This is a genomic window from Clostridium sp. YIM B02551, from assembly GCF_022324735.1.
Lineage (GTDB): Bacteria > Bacillota > Clostridia > Clostridiales > Clostridiaceae > Clostridium_T > Clostridium_T paridis.
This window is the reverse complement of the sequence record NZ_JAKGTF010000027.1, coordinates 1-18,400: the sequence shown is the minus strand read 5'-3', so window position 1 is coordinate 18,400 and position 18,400 is coordinate 1. Positions and strand designations below refer to the sequence as shown.

Here is an 18,400-nt window from a genome sequence, read left to right as displayed (position 1 = left end):
ACAGAAATCATCTTCTTAAGTCTGCTATATAGTCTTTTTTTAAACTGTCCTTTACAACGGGTACATTTTAGAAATGTCGTGGGTTTTTCTTATTAGAGACGTTGCTCACATATTGGTTATAGTAATTCTTTCAAATTAACCCGATAAATAGATACGCCATTTAGTTTCCCGTTTTCCTCTTTACTAGCCATAAGACTTACTGCTTTTACTGGAATTCTAATTCTTTCAAATTTAATCAAGTCATTAAGGTCTTTAGAATCTTCATTAAGTAAAATTCTTCTCCCTAAAGTTATATGGGGCATATAAAGTTTATCATAAAATGGTATCTTATATTCTTGTAATAGGATGGTAAGCTCTTTATGAAGTTCAGACAGAACAACATTTTCATCTATCCCCATCCATAAAATATTTGTCTTTTTTCTTTTAAAAATACCTAGGTTACCTATTAATAATTCAAAAGAACTTATTCCTAAAAGCGACTTATCCATAATTTCTTTTATTCTGGTAATCTGAGTATCATCAGCTTCTCCAATAAATCTAATTGTTAAATGAAAGTTATTCTTTTGAGTAAAACTGCCTTCAGTGCAGTAATTCTTTATATTTGATGTTATCTTATCAAGATAATTCTCAATGTTATTATCAAACTCTATAGCAATATAGACTCTCAAGTGCTTCTCTTCCTTTCCTTTAAGTTATTATAATTATAATTCATATTTACAAAATTACAAAAAACATAATTAAAATATATTAAAGAACTTTGTAAAAATAGCTTAATATTTGCTATAATGTTTATGTTTAATAATTTTGAATATAATAGATAAGGAATATAAAGAGATGACAATAGAATTAGAGAAACACTATAATAAATTTTGTGAGGACAAAAGATTAACAAGAAGACACGGACAAGTAGAATATATAACTTCCATGAAGTATATTCATGAGTATCTAGAGAATTATGAAAATGCAAAAATCTTAGATGTTGGTGCAGGAACAGGGAGATACTCTGTGGAACTAGCAAATGAAGGATATGATGTTACTGCAGTTGAGCTTGTTAAGCATAATCTAGGTGTTTTAAAGTCAAAAGGAAGCACTGTAAAAGCATATCAAGGAACAGCATTAGATTTATCAAGATTTAAAGAGAATACTTTTGATATGACCTTAGTGTTTGGACCAATGTATCATTTATACACCTTTGAAGATAAGGTAAAAGCACTACAAGAAGCAAAAAGAGTAACTAAGCTTGGTGGAGTTATTTTAGTAGCTTATTGCATGAATGAATATAGTGTATTAACCTATGGATTCAAGGAAAACAATATTAGAGCAAGTATTGAAAATGGAAAGTTAAGTGATGATTTTCATGTTATTTCAAAGCCAGAAGATTTATATGATTATGTAAGGCTTGATGATATCAATAAGATAGTTGACGAAGCAGGACTTAAAAGAATAAAAATAATTGCAGCTGATGGACCAGCTAACTATATGAGACCAACTTTAAATGCTATGGATGAAGAAGCATACAAACTTTTTATTAAGTACCATCTTTCTACCTGTGAGAGACCAGATCTATTAGGAGCAAGTGCCCATACAGTAGATATTTTGAGAAAAGAATAAGGAGAACAGATTGATGATAAAAGAAATTGAAGCACGCAGAAGTATAAGAAAATATATTGATAAGCAAGTTGAGGATGAAAAAATAAATGAAATATTGGAAAGTGGAAGGTTGGCACCATCAGGAAACAACACACAACCTTGGCATTATATTGTAGTTAAATCAGATGAAATGAGACAAAGAATAATGGAGGCTTCCCATAATCAGAAATGGATGATGACAGCTCCTGTTTTTATTGTAAGTGTTGCAGACATAAGATGCAGAATAAAAGAAGACATAACAATAGATGATGATAGTCCACAAGATGAAGTAAAAAGGATAATTAGAGATACGGCAATTTCAACTGGATATATGCTTCTACAAGCGAATAATTTAGGTTTGGGAGTTTGTTGGGTTGCTGAGTTTACACAAGAAGAAATTAGACCAGTCTTAAATATACCATCTGATAAATATGTAATTGGAGTTATAACAGTTGGTTATCCCGATGAAACTCCTAAGCCTCGTCCAAGAAAAAATATTGAAGATATAGTTCATTACGAATCTTGGTAGTAATAAATATAAAAATCTAACTTACTATACAAAAGGAGCCCATAAAATAGTGCTTTAGCGTCTATTTTATGGGTTCAATTTTTAATGTTTATATATATTCTTTATAAATTAAAGATTTGCCTCAACACCATTTACATTAGCTTGTTCATCATCTTCCATAGGAATTATAATGCATTTCTTTCCATCAATTATTTGTGATTTTATTTGAGGAACTTTTTGAGGTTTTACGTGAAGTACAACATCATAGTTTTGAGTAGTATTGTCATCAGCTCCTATTTCAGAATCGGCAGCTATTTCTAAAATACTTTCTGCCTCGGCATCTATAATTGGTTCAGCAGCTACCTTTAGCTCAGTCTCTTGTTTTGTTTTTTCAAGGATTTCTTCAAGTATTTGAACTTTCTTTTCAAGTTTTTCTTCTTTTTTTCTTTGTTCATTAGCAACAATAGCTTTTTTGTCAATTAAATGCTCAGCAACAGGAGGAGTATCGCCAAATTCCTCTACGTAGGATTTTTCTATTTTTGCAGTTATCTCTTCAGGAATCCCGCTTTCAATTAAAACCTCCTGAATATTATCAGTAGACAAAATTATTGGTTCAGCATTCTTACCATTTACAGTAGTATGATCCTCTACCATATTATTTAGTGTCTCTTGAATCTCCATATAAAAATGCTCAGCTTTTGCATCATCACTTCCAAGTGCCTTACGAACAATAGTGTTAAATGTTTCTTTTTGCTCAGTAGCTGTTTGCTTTGAACTACATCCTAATGCTTGTTCCATAAATTCTGGATGTGTATCTTTTGCATTTTTTGTATAATACATAATAGAATGAATATCAGTACTACGGTCTGTAAAAGCTGGGAAAACAAATCCTAAATCTGGAGCACCAACCACCCAATCCCTAATTCTTGCACCAATTCTATTATCATTTTCAAAGTATCCAAGAGCAGGTTCAGTAAGGGATACTGGGCATATAGCACACAATATATATTCATATACTTCTTCAGATTCATCTATTTTTGAATTATCAGTAGTTTTAGTAATAACATCGTAAGCATCATGAAAAATAAGTATTAGGAAATTACCAGTATAATCATAACTGTTTATAATCATATTATAGAAGCTATCAAGCAGTCCATCATCTTTTAATCGACTTTTCTTAAGTGCTAACAAAGAAAGTTGTCTACTTTCTATTTCATCTTCATCTCCATTAAGAGGAAAATTAAGTTCTAAAAGGTTGTTTCCAACTGTTCCTGATAATGTTTTTTTAGCTATCTCTAAATATTTAAAGAATTCTTCATCTACTAAGTTTAAAAATGTTTCTCTAAATTTTAATACAATATTTTTTTCGCCATCTACGTAACATCCACACATTTTAGTAAATGTGCATTCATCCTTCTTTAAACGCCTTTTTAATTCCAATATATCTTTCTTTTTCATAAACAGACCTCTCACTTCATGAGTTTTTATCAATACATAATATAGTATAGTGTTCAACGGACAACCCTGCAAGTAACTATATAGATTAAAAGACTATAAATATTTAACAGATTACTGATGGAGTGCATAAATTCACCTTTTATAAGCTCTATTAATACAATATTAATATGTAGAATATTAATATTTTTAAAGAGTGCATTGAGGGATAAAAATGGATATAAGTAATAAAAATTACTATGGAAAAGGATATAAGTATGAGAAAAATGGATGGATCTATGTCCATATTGAAGGAGAAGCATATAAACGAGGACTTCAACATGGATTTCTCCTTGCAAATGAAGTTAAAGAAATAATTGATAATCTTAAATTTTTAACTTACTGGAATACTGGAAAAGAGTGGAGCTTTTTTGTTGATCAAGCTGTGAAACAGTTTGAACATAAGGTTGATGTAGAATTTCTTGATGAAATAAAAGGGATTGCTGATGGGGCAGGTAAAGCTGGTTTCAAAGTAACATGGCAAGAAATTCTTACTTGGAATGGATATGGAGAACTTATAGGTTTTTGGTGGCCTAATAATTCAGATGGAGAAGTCAAAAGCAATATAGGAAGAAATAATGGAGGATGTTCAGCATTTATTGCAACAGGTACTGCTACAAAGGATGGAAAGATTCTTTTAGCTCATAATACATGGGAGAGTTATGAAACTGGACAATATTTGAATGTAATCATGGATGTTTTACCTGAGTATGGAAATAGGTTTTTAATGCAGACCGCACCAGGATATATAGATAGCTTTAGTGACTTTTTTGTAACAGCTTCTGGAATTATAGGTGCTGATACAAGTATTTCAGGATTTAAGAAATATGATTCTGAAGGGGTGCCTCAGTTTGTGAGAATTAGAAAGGCTATTCAATATTCTGATGATATAAATGAGTTTATTGATATTATGAAAGAAAATAGTAATGGAGGCTACACCAGCATGTGGCTGCTTGGGGATATAAGAAGTAACAAGATTACTAGGTTTGAGCAAGGGCTAGATTACTCAAGTGTAAAAACACTAGAGGATGGTTACTTTATTGGGTTTAACGCGCCAGAAGATCCTAGAATACGTAATTTGGAAGTAGAAAATAGTGCCTATACAGATATTCGTGATCATCAGGGAGCAAGAAGAGTTAGGCTTACTCAATTAATGGAAAGGTATTATGGAGAACTAGATATAGAATTTGGGAAGGCTATTTTAGCAGACCACTATGATGTATACCTAAGTAGGAGAAATCCTTCTTCAAGGACAGTAGATGGACATTATGAACTGGATGATCAAAGATATCCAAGTGTCGCAGGAACACTGCCACCATTCTCTCCACAAGGTGCTTTAGATGGAAAAGTAATAGATAGTGATTTAGCAGAAAGTATGTCTTTCTTAGCAAAATGGGGAGGGTCTAGCGATATTCCATTTATTACAGATGAGTACTTCTCAAAACATCCACAATGGAATTATCTAAAAGGACATCTTAAGGATAGGCCTTCAATGCCTTGGTGTATGTGCAAGGTAAGAAAGGAATAAGAGAGTTAGATAAAAAGGGGGATGAATATGGTAAAACCTAAAACACTTAAAAAAGGGGATACGGTGGGCATAGTATCACCAGCAACTGGAGTAGATAAAAGTCATATATGGAGATCCATTAAGACATTTGAAAGCTGGGGGCTTAAAGTAAAGGTTGGAAAGCATGCTTATGATAACTACTATTATCTTGCTGGAACAGATGATGATAGAGCAGAAGACTTAAATGAATTTTTTGCTGACACATCAATAAATGCAATTTTTTGTAGTCAGGGAGGTTATGGTTCACCGAGAATAGTTAATGCTTTAGACTATGATATGATAAGAAAAAATCCTAAAATATTTATTGGATATAGTGACATTACAGCACTTCATCTTGCAATTTATAAGGAAACAGGACTAACTACTTTTCATGGTCCAAGTGCTACAGGAATCTATGGAGAATATGCTACTGAATATAGATTAAGATATCTTTATAAGGCACTATTTAGTGAGGAACCTATTGGACAAATAAAAATGGCAGACCCAGATAAATATCTTGTGAAAGTTACTAAAGGAAGAGCATCTGGAAAAACGATAGGTGGTAATTTATCTTTAATCTGTGAGCTTATAGGGACTCCTTATGAAATTGATACAAAAGGAAAATTATTATTTTTTGAAGAGGTTGGCTCAGATATTCAAGATATAGATAGCAGATTAACACAACTTCTTAATACGGGAAAACTTCAGTCTGCTGCAGGAATTATTATTGGAGAATGTACAGATTGTGAAACAGATGTATATGATAAGGGAAGATCTTTAGAAAATTTGATTTTCGATAGAATAGGTAATCTTGGTATACCAGCAATTTGGGGACTGCCAATAGGGCATACTCATGATTTAGCTACTATTCCAATTGGTGTTAATGCTTCTTTAGATGCATCAAAGGGTGAGTTTAATATTTTAGAAACTGCAACTGTATAAAAGTATCAATCAGTAAAACTCATAATAGAAATGTTATGGGTTTATCTTTTGTAAAAAATATACATGTGATAAAATAATATTTGTATATAATAAGTAAAGCTTTCTATTATCCGGGGGACGGTAATTATGAATAAGTTTAGAAATTTTATGAAAATGATATTAATAGTTTTGTTAGTCCTAACTATCAATGGACCACTAGTTGCTTTTGCAAGAGCAGGAGGCGGTGGTGGTGGAGGTTCATCTGGCGGAGGTGGAGGCGGTGGAAGCACTGGTTCAACTCATAGTAAATCATCAAGGAAAAGCAGTCCACTAGAAAATGTAATAAGTTTTGGATTGTTTGCTGTAGCTGCTTCAGCTGGAACAATTGTACTAAAAGTAAAGTTAGGTAAAAAGAAAGCTAAAACTATTTCAGCTATAAAGGAACTATCTAAAAGCGATAATAACTGGAATTACAAAGAAATAAAGCAAGATATAGAAGAAGCTTTTTATAAGGTGCAAACTGCATGGATGGAAAGAGATCAAGATTTAGCTAAAGAATATATGAGTGATGAGCTATATACTAAACATAGAACTCAAACTGAATGGATGAAGGTACGTAAGCAAAAAAATATTCTAGAAGATATGGAGTTATTAAGGGTGACGCCTTTAGGAATTGAAGATCATGAAGGAATAGATAGAGACAGTATATGGGTTCATATTAAGGCATCATCACAGGATTATACCATAGATGAAGAAACAGATGAAGTAATAGAGGGGGAAGCTTATAAATTTGTTCAATTTGAAGAATACTGGAAGTTTATAAGAAAAGAATATAGATGGGTATTAGATGAGATAAGGCAAATAGATGAAATTAGCAATTTAGATTTCTTTGTAATAGATGTAGAAAAGGAAGAGTAAAAATTTTTATAAGATTAATATAAGTCCCAGAGCAATCAAGGATATTTATTGCTCTGGGTATTTTGATTTATGGATATTTTATAAAAAATTTATATTATCTAAAAATACTTTTTAGAAATTTTTACTACTTATAGAGTAGAATGATAAGTATAATATTGAACAATATATATTTAAATAGTGCCAGGAAGGGTGACCAAAATGAATCTACTAATGATAATATTACTACTTATGGTGTGTTTGTTAATTTCGAATATAATTAGTCATTACATTCCATCTGTTCCAACAGCGCTAATTCAAATAGTTTTAGGTGTAGTGCTTGCGTTTATATTTAGACATAATTCAATCGAGATAGAAGAAGAGTGGTTTTTCCTTTTATTTGTAGCACCTCTTTTATATAATGATGGGAAGTACTTTCCACGAGAAGAACTCTGGAAAATGAAATGGTCTATATTAGGTAATGCCTTGATATTAGTACTTTTAACAACTCTAGGAGGCGGCTATTTTATTCATTGGTTAATACCAGATATTCCGCTTGCAGCAGCATTTGCATTAGCAGCTATATTATCACCAACTGATCCAGTAGCTGTAAACGGAATTGCAAAGCGAATTCATATTCCAGATAGAGTATTAAATCTTGTTAGAGGAGAATCCTTAATAAATGATGCATCAGGTCTAGTTGCTTTTAAATATGCAATTGGGGCGGTGGTAACTAGTTATTTTTCTTTAAGAGAAGCAGTAGTAAACTTTTCATACATATTTTTTGCGGGAGCAGCTTTTGGAGTTTTATTTGCATTAATTATGATGTTTATAAGATTTACATTACATAAGAAAGGAATAAATGATGTAACATTTCATTCCTTATTACAGATATTAGCTCCTTTTGGAATCTTTATTATTACAGAAGAATTTTTGCATGTTTCTGGAGTAATTGCTGTAGTAGTTGCTGGGATTATTCACTCAGTAATAAGTAAAAAGATTGAAATAAGAATAGCAGAAGAGCAAGTACTCACTGAGAATATGTGGAGTATTATATTGTTTGTACTAAACGGAAGTGTATTTCTGTTACTAGGATTAAATATACCATCATCTATGAAAGAAACCATAGCCAGTCCTGATATAGGAAATTGGAAAGCCATTGGATATGTTATTGCCATTGGGTTTGTTATTTTGGCAATACGTTTTATATGGTCTTATTTCTCAGCATTTTATGGATATAGGTTAAGAAGAGAAAGGGATATTGAGAAACCAGATGTGAAATTTGCCTTACTCACAAGTTTAACTGGTGTCAGAGGTACGGTTACAATGGCCGGAGTTTTATCCATTCCATTTTTCTTAGAGAATGGGGATTCCTTTCCAGAACGATCACTAATTCTATTTCTTACAGCTGGTGTAATATTATTAACATTAGTATTAGCTACAGTATTTTTACCAGTCTTGTGTAAACAGACTGATGTGGAAGAGCAAGGAATAATTAATAATGATTTAAGTGAAGCAAAGAATAGACTTTTACTAGTTAGTATTAAGGCCATTAAGCGGGAAATTAACGAGAAAAATGAAGCTGTAGCTTATGAATTAATAAATGAATATAAACATACCTTTGATCATTATAGATTAGAACATGAAATAGTAGCACAAGATACCAATATTAAAGAACAAAAGATGATGGAGTTAAGACTTATAGCAATAAAAGCTGAGAGAAATTACATATATAAATTAATGGATGAATACCAAATAAATGAAGAGATGTTTAATGCTTTTGAAAAATCTTTTGATTATAGAGAAGAAGCTCTTTTAAATAATACTAGACAAAATACTGTATTTCTTATAAAAAAGCTAATGAGATGGTCTAAGCGATTTTATGGAAGGCGAAATAAGAGAAGAGATGCAAAATTAGAAAGTATGCAATTAGTAAAAGATATTCAACTTAAAGCATTTGAGGCAGCAATCCAAGCAATAGGGGAGCATGGAAAGAGTCATGGAGAGTCAAACTTTGCTCACGGGCTGATTTTAGACTATAAGGGCATGATTAATAGGATGAAAGGAGCTAGAGTAAAATATACTGAGGAGGACATGGAACAAAAGGAAGAATTAAGAATAAAAGCTATGGATGTAGAACGTTCGGAGATTCGTAAAATGTATGAGTCAGGAGAAATTACAAGAGAACAGTCAAAAGAATTAAGAAGATATATAAATTATATAGAGAGTGTAATTTTGTATAAGCATGTTGAGTAAATAAAACTCCAGGATAGAAATATTCTGGAGTTTTTTAGGTATTATTGATATGCTGTTTTGATATAATTATTTATAACATGAAAAACATGAGGTAAGGGAGAGTAGGGGCAATGGTAGAAAACTTAACTGCCAAGGATGGCAAAAATTTATATGTTTATTGCTGGGATAAGGTTGATAACCCTAAAGGGATGGTACAGATTTTCCATGGTATGGCAGAGCATTCAGGTAGATATAAAGAATTTGCAGAGTATCTTAATAGCAATGGTTTTATTGTATACTCCTCTGATCATCGTGGACATGGTAAAACTGCAGATACTATTGAGGCAATAGGGATTATTGGTGAAGACGGTTTTAACGCTATAGTTGAGGATAAGCACCTTATATTTGAGCAAATGAAGCAGGAACATCCAGAATTACCTATGTTTTTATTAGGGCATAGCTTCGGATCTTTTCTTGCACAGGAATATATAATTCGTTACGGAAAAGAACTCAAGGGAGTAGTATTATCAGGATCAGCAGCACAAAAGGGAGCAGAAGTCTATTTGGGAGGATTGATTTCCTCATTTCAAAGGAAAACTTCAGGAGAAAAGAAGAAAAGTAAACTTTTAGATACTTTAAGTTTCGGAAGCTATAATAAAAGATTTAAAGAGGATGGACATAAATTTTCATGGTTAAGTACTGATTTGAAAGAGGTTAATAAGTATGAGGAGGATCCTTTCTGCGGCGCAGTCTTCAGCATCGGCTTTTTCTACTATCTAATGAAAGGATTAAGGAATCTTTATAAAAAGGAAAGACTAAAGTTAATACAGCAAGAGCTACCTATTTTTATTATCTCTGGAGAGGATGACCCTGTAGGGGGTTATGGTAAACTAGTAAAAGGACTATTTGAAATTTATAAAGAAATAGGTATTAGAGATGTTAAGATGAAGTTATATCCAGGCTTCAGACATGAAATACTAAATGAAGTTAAAAAGAAAGAGGTATATGAAGATATATTAAATTGGTTAAATCATCTATATTTATAAAACTAAACCGTACTAGAGAAATCTAATACGGTTTTCATATTTAATAAAAATATTTATGAGTAAACATAGTAATACTATTTACTATTTCCATAAGTTCCTTTGGAGATTCAGTTAAATCTCCTTCAAGCCAAGTTTGTATAATTGAAAAAGTTCCACCTACAGTATGACTTATTAAATAATCTATATGGGCATCATTAAATTCATTTGATTGGTGTACTACGTATTCAATATCTGCTTTTCGTGCAAGATATATTATACGGTTTATTATTCTGCTATCTTTTTGTTTACAAAATAGTACTTTACATAAATCTTTATTAACATAAATCAATTCAAGAACCTTAAGTAATAATTGATCCTTATAATTTTCAATTGGAGTTTCATTAATGTATTCAAGTACCTTATCAAATAATTCATCTTCCATTGATTGAAGTAATTCAAAGGCATCATTGTAATGAGAATAAAAGGTACCTCTATTTATATCAGCCTTTTTACATATTTCAGTAACTGTAATCTCATGTATTTCTTTTGCTTGGAGTAATTCAAGTAAGCTTTCTTTGATTACACTTTTAGTATATAAAGTTCTCCGGTTTCCTTTAACACCAACCATAAGTATTCTCCTTTTATGAAATTATTAAATTTACAATACATGCCATTAAATATACAAAATAGATAATTGTGTGCATTTAATAACAATGTAATTTTAGTTGACTATTGTCTATGTATAGCACCTTATTTATACTATATATTGTATTATCAAATATACGCTATGTCTATTTAATAATATGTAATAAAGATTTAACTTAAAGAGAAAGGGGGCGAAATGATGCCTTTTATAGAAGTTATTAACGAACACAAAAGATATAAAATAGGAGAAAATATTGTTGTTGCAAACAACGGAATTGATTTTTCTATTGAAAAGGGTGAATTTGTTATAATTTTAGGACCAAGTGGAGCCGGTAAATCAACGGTCCTTAATATACTTGGAGGAATGGATACTTGTGATGAAGGAAGTATAATAATTGATGACACAGATATAGCCAAGTTTAACCGAAAGCAGCTTACTAAATATAGAAGACATGATGTAGGCTTTGTATTTCAATTTTATAATTTAGTACAAAACTTAACTGCTAAAGAAAATGTAGAGTTAGCTGTACAGATTTCAAAAAATGCACTTGATGTAGATGAAACTCTTGAATTAGTGGGGCTTGGTCACAGAAAGGATAACTTTCCAGCTCAATTATCAGGCGGAGAGCAGCAAAGGGTATCAATAGCAAGAGCAATGGCTAAGAATCCTAAAATGTTACTATGCGATGAACCTACTGGTGCTCTTGATTATAAAACAGGAAAACAAATTTTAAAAACACTACAAGATACTTGTAAGAATACTGGGACAACAGTTATAGTAATAACTCATAACACAGCAATTGCTCCCATTGCAAATAGAGTCATAAGGATTAATGATGCTAAGGTTAGAAGCGTTGAGATAAATGAGAATCCTGTTCCAATTGACGATATTGAGTGGTAGAGGTGAGCGTTTATGCAAGTTAAGTCGTACAAAAAGTCAATAATAAGAGAAATTGCATCATCCAAAGCTAGATTTACTTCAATATTAGTAATAATTTTTTTAGGAGTATCATTTTACTCTGGAATTAAGTCAACTGGACCAGATATGAAAAAATCTATAAATAGATTTTATAGTAATCAAAATCTTATGGATAGTAAAATAGTATCAAGCCTAGGACTCACTGATAAAGATTTGGACATCCTTAAAAATAATGACAGAATATTAGATTATTTCGGAACACATAGCATAGATGCAGGTCTTACAAATGTAAATAGTGTAGTAAGGTTTATGGAATATGATCCTCAAAATACAATTAATAATCTCATTATTTCAGAGGGGAGACTACCTGAAAATAGTGGAGAAATAGCTCTAGATGAAAAGGCTTTAAAGCAAGATAAGAATTTAAAAATAGGCGATAAATATGTAATAGAAACTGACAAAGATACAATGGACTCTTTTAAGAAAACTACTTTTAAAATTGTTGGTTTCGTAAGAAGTCCAATGTATGTGGATAATGAAGCAAGGGGAACAACGACTGTAGGAAAAGGAAGTATTGATTATTTTGCAGTATTAAATAAATCGGACATTTCAATGGATGTATATACAGAGATATATGTAAGATTTAAAAATGTACAGAATGTTGATACTTATAGCAATGAATATAAAGACAAAATGGAGCAAAATAATGAATATATTCAAAGTCTTTATTCAAAACGTTCAATTGATAGAATTGATGAAGTGAAAAAAGATGCTCAAAAAGAATTCGATAAAGCCTATAAAGAGATTGAAGATGGCGAAAATAAGTTGTCAAATGCTCAAAAGGAAATAGATGATGGGAAAGATAAGCTTGAAGCAGGTAAAAAACAATATGCTCAAGGAGTAAAAGACTACGAACAAAAGATTAAAGCTGGCGAAGACAAACTTGCTGATGGGCAAAAACAATTAGAAAATGGTCAAATAGAAATTAATAAGCAAAAAGAAAAGCTAGCAGAGGGAGAAGAGCAGCTTAATGGGGCAAAAACTCAGTTAGACAGTGCTAAAGAAAAGTTTTTGGCTCAAGGGATAAATCCTGATCAAGATACGAGTAATCTTAAAAATCAGCTTAGTGGACTTAAAACTTTAATTCAAACTTATGATGCACTTTCTAAAGATATAAATGATACTGTGAGTAGTACTCAAGATGGTGATATGATACCAACTCAAAAAATTCAGTATTGGAAAACTATTATATCGCAGCCTGGTTTAGGATTAGAGGGATTAAAAGGATTAATAGATCAATTAGTAACGGATCAGAGTAATAAAACTTTAGCACTCAGTATTTCTAAGGGAGTAGATGCAGCCCTAAAAAGTGCAAATGAAAATGCAACTAATTTAGAAACTTTAATAAATGGAATTACTAGTTATCAGCAAGGAAAGGCTCAATATGAGGAGCAATTAAAAGTACTTAATGGTGGTAAGTTACAGATAGATGCAGCTCAAAAGCAACTAGATGCTTCTAAAATAGAAATAACTAATGGGAAGAAGGAGCTTGAAGCAGGCAAGGCACAGGGGAAATTAGAACTCGACAAAGCTCAAAAACAATTAGTGGATTCTGAAAAGAAACTTATTGATGGTGAAAAAGAGCTAGAGCAAAATAAACAAAAACTTTTAGATGCAAGAAAAGAAGTAGACGAAAACAAAGAAAAATTGAAAGACTTAGATAAAAGTAAGTACTATTTCTTTGATAGAAATGATAACCCAGGATATGGGGTAATTAAAGATTCAATTAAAAGTTTAGATAATATAGCATCTGTTTTCCCGGTATTTTTCTTTCTAGTTGCAGTGTTAATTTGCTTAACAACAATGACAAGAATGGTAGAAGAAAATAGAATTGAAATAGGAACTCTAAAAGCATTGGGATATAGCGACTTAGAAATATCTGAAAAGTTTGTAGTATATGCTGCATTAGCTAGCATCATTGGTGGTATTTTAGGAATATTAGTTGGATGTACAGCATTACCTAGTATAATTAATTCTGCCTATGGAATGTTATTTGTAATACCTAAGTTTAGTATATATTTCTATCCATCTTATATAATTCAGTCTATGGCAGCATCAATATTATGTACCGTAGGTGCAGTGCTATTTGTTCTAGAAGTTGAACTAAAAAATAACCCTTCGGATATGATGAGACCAAAGGCTCCTAAGTTAGGTAAGAAAATCTTACTAGAAAGAATTACTCCATTATGGAAGAGACTGAATTTTAATCAAAAGGTAACCCTTAGAAATTTATTTAGATATAAGCAAAGAATGATAATGACAGTTCTAGGTATTGCAGGATGTATGGCTATGCTTGTTACAGGATTCGCACTTCAGAGTTCTAACAAGGGTGTTTTAGATAGACAATTTAATAAGTTATGGCACTATCAAGCTATGGTAATTTTTAAAGATGATGTTAGTGAGAAAGATAGCAAGGAATATGATGATATTTTAAAAGGACTAAAAGGATACAATAGCAGTTTAAATATTCATCAAGAATCAGTTACCTTTACAAAGGAAAACATGAACAAGCAAACAGCTACTATGTATGTGCCAGAAGATGTAGAAAATTTTGATAAATTTGTTACACTAAGAGATAGAGTTACTGAAAAGAATTATAAAATATCAGATGATGGAGTTATTATTAATGAAAAGTTAGCAAAACTTTTAAAGGTATCCTCTGGAGATACAATAGTTATGAAGGATGAGGATAATAACTCTTATAATGTTAAGGTAAGTGAAGTTGCTGAAAACTACCTTATGCATTCAATTTATATATCACCCGCATACTATGAGAAGATATTTAGCAAAAAACCAATATATAATGCACAATTTCTGAAACTAAAATCTGATGCAGAAAGTGATGATGAAATTTCTTCAAAGCTTATGGAAAGCAATAAAGTTATAAATGTCACCTTAACTTCAAAGATAATAGATTCAAGTAAGGAATCTGCCAATAGTTTAAACTTAGTTATGGTAGTTATAATCTTGGCTTCGGGCAGTTTGGCATTTGTTGTGCTATATAACTTAAATAATATAAATGTATCAGAACGTATAAGAGAACTATCGACTATAAAAGTACTAGGATTTTTTGATAATGAAGTCACTATGTATATATTAAGAGAAAATGTAATACTTACATTATTAGGAGTTCTAGTGGGTTCCTTTATGGGTAAAATACTTTATTCGTTTATAATAGGTACAGCAGAAACGGATACTATGATGATGTTACCAGATGTATTTATGAGGAGTTATGTATTTTCTGCATTAATAACCATATTATTCTCATTATTAGTAATGATTATGATGCATATAAAACTAAGAAATGTTAACATGATTGATGCATTAAAATCAAATGAATAAAATTATAGCAAATCAAGAGAGCTGAAGTTACGTCAATTGTGACTTCAGCTCTTTTTTTAAAGCTATTCAAATAATTCATTAACAACATCATCTATTCCATAGAAACAAGTATCTACTAGCTTCTCACCATCACTAGATTTAATTTCACTTATCATACTAAGTAGATGTTTTAATAAAATGGTATTTTTGTCCACATCCTCTTTCATTTTTCTAACAGTTTTATTAGTTGAAGAAATCGCATCCATTAATTCTTTGTTATCTACAGTTCTCATTTTTTCATTCCTCCTTAATTTTTATTTAATTAACATTCTGAAGTACTAAATATTGTCATGAGAAAGATAAATTTTTAACAATGTCGGCTATTAAAACTCATAATTTATGCTTTACGAATATTAAATCTTTTTTCCCATTCTTCCATCAATGATTGTCTGAAGTCAGGATGTGCAATATTAATAAGTGCCTGACCTCTTTCTTTTAAGGTTTTTCCTCTAAGGTTTGCTACACCATATTCAGTTACTATATATTCAACATCATTTCTTGAAGTGGTTACTGCAGAACCCTCAGCTAGAGTTGGTACTATTCTTGAGATTTTTCCATTAGATGCAGTAGATGGCATAGCTATTATAGATTTACCATCCCTAGCCATATCAGCACCTCTTACAAAGTCCACCTGACCTCCAACAGCACTAAATTGCTTTAAACCTATTGTATCAGCTACAACTTGTCCCAAAAAATCTACCTGTAAAGCTGAATTTATACATACCATTTTAGAATTTTGTGCAATAACTGTTGGATTATTTACATAGTCTACTGAATACATTTCCACCATTGGATTATTATCTAGAAAGTCATATAATCTCTTAGTACCCATAGCAAAAGTAATTACTACCTTATCCTTATGTAAGGTTTTTCTTTTGTTTGTGATTACACCAGCTTCTACAAGTTCAACAACTCCATCAGAAATCATTTCAGAATGAATACCTAAATCTTTTTTATCTTTTAAAAATAGAAGTACAGCATCTGGAATTGCACCTATTCCAAGTTGTAGGGTAGAGCCATCTTCTATTAGAGAAGCACAATTCCTACCAATAGCCTTTTCTACTTCTCCTATTTTGGGTAGCTGTAATTCTGGAAGAGGGTAGGAGGTTTCAACTATAAAATCAATATCCGAAACATGAATAAAGGAATCACCTAAGGTTCTGGGCATTTTATCATTAACTTCTGCAATAACTAATTTTGCCGATTCAGCGGCTGGTTTTGTATAATCATTGGATACACCAAAGCTGCAAAAACCGTTTGCATCAGGGGTGCTTACTTTGATAAGAGCAACATCAACTGGTAAATATTTATCTCTAAAAAGTTTAGGTATATTTTGAAAAAAACAAGGTGTGTAATCTGCATCTCCTTCTTTTACAGCATTTCTTGTACAAGGACCTACAAATAATGAATTAAGTTTAAAGTTAGGTTTCATTTCAGGTTTAAGATATTCCCCTTTTCCTAAAGTAAGCATTTGAATAAGCTCAACATTCTCATACTTTTCTTTATTGGTTACTAAAGCGTGTACCAATTCCATAGGTTCACCTACAGCATGTCCTAAAACAACCCTATCATTAGATTTTATCTTAGCTACTGCCGCGTCAGCGGTTACTAGTTTACTTTCATATATTTCTTTCCAATTCATAAGTTTTCACTCCCCCTAGTATTTTGTAAACTTTTGAAATAACAATATATTTTTTCTTTTGATTAATTTAATAATTGGTAAAGGATCCTTTCCGAACTAACTCGTTAAACATTTAACAACTATGTTAATAATATAACAATTAAAAAGGAAAATCAAGCATATTTTCAGAAAATTTAAAAAAAAGATTTGTATTGAAATTTATTAAAGCAAATTATCATGTAAAAGCTATTTTTATGTAGGTAGTATGGAGTATTTAAAACAATCAATATTCAAATCAATCATATTAATTAACAATAGCAATGTAGTAGATTTTTATTTATAATAAATATAATGCAAAAAATCTATTACAAAAGAAATAAAAAGTTATATGAGGAGTTATTAAATGAAATATTACTTAGCACCAATGGAAGGAATTACTGGATATATATATAGAAATTCTTATGTGAAATTTTTTAATAATATTGATAAATATTTTGCACCTTTTATTGTACCTAATCAAAGCAGAAGTTTAAAAACTAAAGAATTAAGAGATGTTTTACCAGAGAATAATGATGGAATAAATATAGTACCGCAAATATTAACCAATGATTCAGAAGGGTTTATTTCTACATCTAGAAAGTTACAACAATTAGGTTATAATGAGATAAATTTAAATCTTGGATGCCCATCTGGAACAGTTGTTTCAAAAAACAGAGGATCAGGATTTCTAGCACATAGAGAAAGATTAGAAGTGTTTTTAGATGAAATATTTAAAATGGATGATATAAAGATCTCTATAAAAACTAGAATAGGGAAGGATAGCCCAGAAGAATTCTCTGAGTTATTAAAGATTTATAACAAATATCCTTTAGAAGAATTAATTATTCATCCAAGAATACAGAAAGACTTCTATGGAAACAAGCCTAACTTAGATGTGTTTAAATATGCACTATCTTTAAGTAAGAATCCAGTGTGTTATAATGGAGATATTTTTACTGCTGAAGATTATAATAGATTAGTACAAGCGTTTCCGGAAGTAAATACAGTAATGCTTGGAAGAGGAATACTTGCAAATCCAGGATTAATGAATATGATCAGAAATAAAGAAGGAATAGATAAAAAAGTATTAAAGGAATTCCATGATGAAATTTTCAATAAATACATAGAATTATTTAACGAAGAGAAAAATGCAATATTTAGAATGAAAGAATTATGGGGATATATGATTTACATATTTTCTGATAATAAAAAATACGCTAAAAAAATAAAGAAGGCACAAAAATTGAGTGATTATAATGCTGCAATTTCAAGTTTGTTTTTGGAACAGGAGATTATTGAAGGAGCAGGGTTATTTTATAATAAGTAGTATAGTGTTTTAAGGTCAACTAATAATTTATTTATGTAAGAATAAATTAAGTTTCCTATAAAAAAACCTATATAAAACCCAGGATATTTTAAAATGTACCCTATAGAATAGACAATTTAAAAAAGCCTATTCTATGGGGTACTTTTATGTATAATA

15 protein-coding genes are annotated in these 18,400 nt (G+C 30.9%); 10 read left to right on the top strand and 5 right to left on the bottom strand.

The features are described 5' to 3' along the window. Nucleotides 1–116 precede the first annotated feature (116 nt). Nucleotides 117–668, bottom strand: a complete 552-nt coding sequence (thpR, locus tag L1S47_RS20285) for an RNA 2',3'-cyclic phosphodiesterase (RefSeq protein ID WP_238886880.1) — start codon at nt 666–668, stop codon at nt 117–119. A gap of 166 nt (nt 669–834) precedes the next feature. Here thpR and L1S47_RS20280 point away from each other — a divergent pair, with 166 nt between their 5' ends. Further along, nucleotides 835–1,611: a class I SAM-dependent methyltransferase gene (locus tag L1S47_RS20280; protein WP_238886885.1), complete on the top strand. Its 777-nt coding sequence runs from the start codon at nt 835–837 to the stop codon at nt 1,609–1,611. 13 nt (nt 1,612–1,624) lie between these two features. Then, a complete protein-coding gene (locus tag L1S47_RS20275; protein ID WP_238886879.1) occupies nt 1,625–2,158 on the top strand; it encodes a nitroreductase family protein in 534 nt (177 codons plus the stop codon). Between the two features lie 108 nt (nt 2,159–2,266). Here L1S47_RS20275 and L1S47_RS20270 read toward each other — a convergent pair whose 3' ends face one another. Continuing rightward, nucleotides 2,267–3,595, bottom strand: a complete 1,329-nt coding sequence (locus L1S47_RS20270; RefSeq protein WP_238886870.1) for a DUF4317 domain-containing protein — start codon at nt 3,593–3,595, stop codon at nt 2,267–2,269. A 211-nt stretch (nt 3,596–3,806) separates the two neighbouring features. On the opposite strand from L1S47_RS20270, the gene L1S47_RS20265 reads away from it, so the two are divergent. The 5 genes from L1S47_RS20265 (at nt 3,807) to L1S47_RS20245 (ending at nt 10,273) form a co-directional block, all read left to right on the top strand. Beyond that, nucleotides 3,807–5,159, top strand: a complete 1,353-nt coding sequence (locus L1S47_RS20265; protein ID WP_238886868.1) for a C45 family peptidase — start codon at nt 3,807–3,809, stop codon at nt 5,157–5,159. A gap of 27 nt (nt 5,160–5,186) precedes the next feature. Then, nucleotides 5,187–6,119, top strand: coding sequence for an LD-carboxypeptidase (locus tag L1S47_RS20260; RefSeq protein WP_238886866.1), 933 nt, complete (start codon nt 5,187–5,189; stop codon nt 6,117–6,119). A gap of 126 nt (nt 6,120–6,245) precedes the next feature. Next, nucleotides 6,246–7,016 carry a Tim44-like domain-containing protein gene (locus L1S47_RS20255; protein ID WP_238886864.1) on the top strand — a complete coding sequence of 257 codons (771 nt, stop codon included), beginning with the start codon at nt 6,246–6,248 and terminating at the stop codon, nt 7,014–7,016. Nucleotides 7,017–7,214: 198 nt separating this feature from the next. Beyond that, entirely contained in the window at nt 7,215–9,248 is a 2,034-nt protein-coding gene (locus L1S47_RS20250; RefSeq protein WP_238886862.1) for a Na+/H+ antiporter, read from the top strand. 110 nt (nt 9,249–9,358) lie between these two features. Beyond that, nucleotides 9,359–10,273 (top strand): alpha/beta hydrolase, encoded by a 915-nt coding sequence (locus L1S47_RS20245; RefSeq protein WP_238886860.1) that lies wholly within the window; start codon nt 9,359–9,361, stop codon nt 10,271–10,273. A 40-nt stretch (nt 10,274–10,313) separates the two neighbouring features. On the opposite strand, the gene L1S47_RS20240 is transcribed toward L1S47_RS20245, so the two are convergent. Next, nucleotides 10,314–10,880, bottom strand: a complete 567-nt coding sequence (locus L1S47_RS20240; protein ID WP_238886858.1) for a TetR/AcrR family transcriptional regulator — start codon at nt 10,878–10,880, stop codon at nt 10,314–10,316. Nucleotides 10,881–11,096: 216 nt separating this feature from the next. Between L1S47_RS20240 and L1S47_RS20235 the strand changes: the two genes are divergently transcribed. Together L1S47_RS20235 and L1S47_RS20230 are read left to right on the top strand one after the other, a co-directional pair. Beyond that, nucleotides 11,097–11,798: an ABC transporter ATP-binding protein gene (locus tag L1S47_RS20235; protein WP_238886856.1), complete on the top strand. Its 702-nt coding sequence runs from the start codon at nt 11,097–11,099 to the stop codon at nt 11,796–11,798. Between the two features lie 12 nt (nt 11,799–11,810). Next, nucleotides 11,811–15,218, top strand: coding sequence for an FtsX-like permease family protein (locus L1S47_RS20230; RefSeq protein WP_238886854.1), 3,408 nt, complete (start codon nt 11,811–11,813; stop codon nt 15,216–15,218). A gap of 62 nt (nt 15,219–15,280) precedes the next feature. Here L1S47_RS20230 and L1S47_RS20225 read toward each other — a convergent pair whose 3' ends face one another. Next, a complete protein-coding gene (locus L1S47_RS20225) occupies nt 15,281–15,490 on the bottom strand; it encodes a hypothetical protein (protein ID WP_238886851.1) in 210 nt (69 codons plus the stop codon). Nucleotides 15,491–15,594: 104 nt separating this feature from the next. Further along, nucleotides 15,595–16,899, bottom strand: coding sequence for an acetyl-CoA hydrolase/transferase family protein (locus tag L1S47_RS20220; RefSeq protein ID WP_238886850.1), 1,305 nt, complete (start codon nt 16,897–16,899; stop codon nt 15,595–15,597). 382 nt (nt 16,900–17,281) lie between these two features. On the opposite strand from L1S47_RS20220, the gene L1S47_RS20215 reads away from it, so the two are divergent. Continuing rightward, on the top strand, nt 17,282–18,244 hold the full coding sequence (locus tag L1S47_RS20215; protein WP_238886848.1) for a tRNA-dihydrouridine synthase: 963 nt from the start codon (nt 17,282–17,284) through the stop codon (nt 18,242–18,244). Nucleotides 18,245–18,400 lie beyond the last annotated feature (156 nt).

Coding starts and splice junctions, on each gene's coding strand:
- L1S47_RS20270 (WP_238886870.1), bottom strand. CDS start 3,595: ATGAAAAAGAAAGATATATTGGAATTAAAAAGGCGTTTAAAGAAGGAT.
- L1S47_RS20215 (WP_238886848.1), top strand. CDS start 17,282: ATGAAATATTACTTAGCACCAATGGAAGGAATTACTGGATATATATAT.
- L1S47_RS20235 (WP_238886856.1), top strand. CDS start 11,097: ATGCCTTTTATAGAAGTTATTAACGAACACAAAAGATATAAAATAGGA.
- L1S47_RS20275 (WP_238886879.1), top strand. CDS start 1,625: ATGATAAAAGAAATTGAAGCACGCAGAAGTATAAGAAAATATATTGAT.
- L1S47_RS20220 (WP_238886850.1), bottom strand. CDS start 16,899: ATGAATTGGAAAGAAATATATGAAAGTAAACTAGTAACCGCTGACGCG.
- L1S47_RS20225 (WP_238886851.1), bottom strand. CDS start 15,490: ATGAGAACTGTAGATAACAAAGAATTAATGGATGCGATTTCTTCAACT.
- L1S47_RS20280 (WP_238886885.1), top strand. CDS start 835: ATGACAATAGAATTAGAGAAACACTATAATAAATTTTGTGAGGACAAA.
- L1S47_RS20255 (WP_238886864.1), top strand. CDS start 6,246: ATGAATAAGTTTAGAAATTTTATGAAAATGATATTAATAGTTTTGTTA.
- L1S47_RS20240 (WP_238886858.1), bottom strand. CDS start 10,880: ATGGTTGGTGTTAAAGGAAACCGGAGAACTTTATATACTAAAAGTGTA.
- L1S47_RS20265 (WP_238886868.1), top strand. CDS start 3,807: ATGGATATAAGTAATAAAAATTACTATGGAAAAGGATATAAGTATGAG.
- L1S47_RS20245 (WP_238886860.1), top strand. CDS start 9,359: ATGGTAGAAAACTTAACTGCCAAGGATGGCAAAAATTTATATGTTTAT.
- L1S47_RS20260 (WP_238886866.1), top strand. CDS start 5,187: ATGGTAAAACCTAAAACACTTAAAAAAGGGGATACGGTGGGCATAGTA.
- L1S47_RS20230 (WP_238886854.1), top strand. CDS start 11,811: ATGCAAGTTAAGTCGTACAAAAAGTCAATAATAAGAGAAATTGCATCA.
- L1S47_RS20250 (WP_238886862.1), top strand. CDS start 7,215: ATGAATCTACTAATGATAATATTACTACTTATGGTGTGTTTGTTAATT.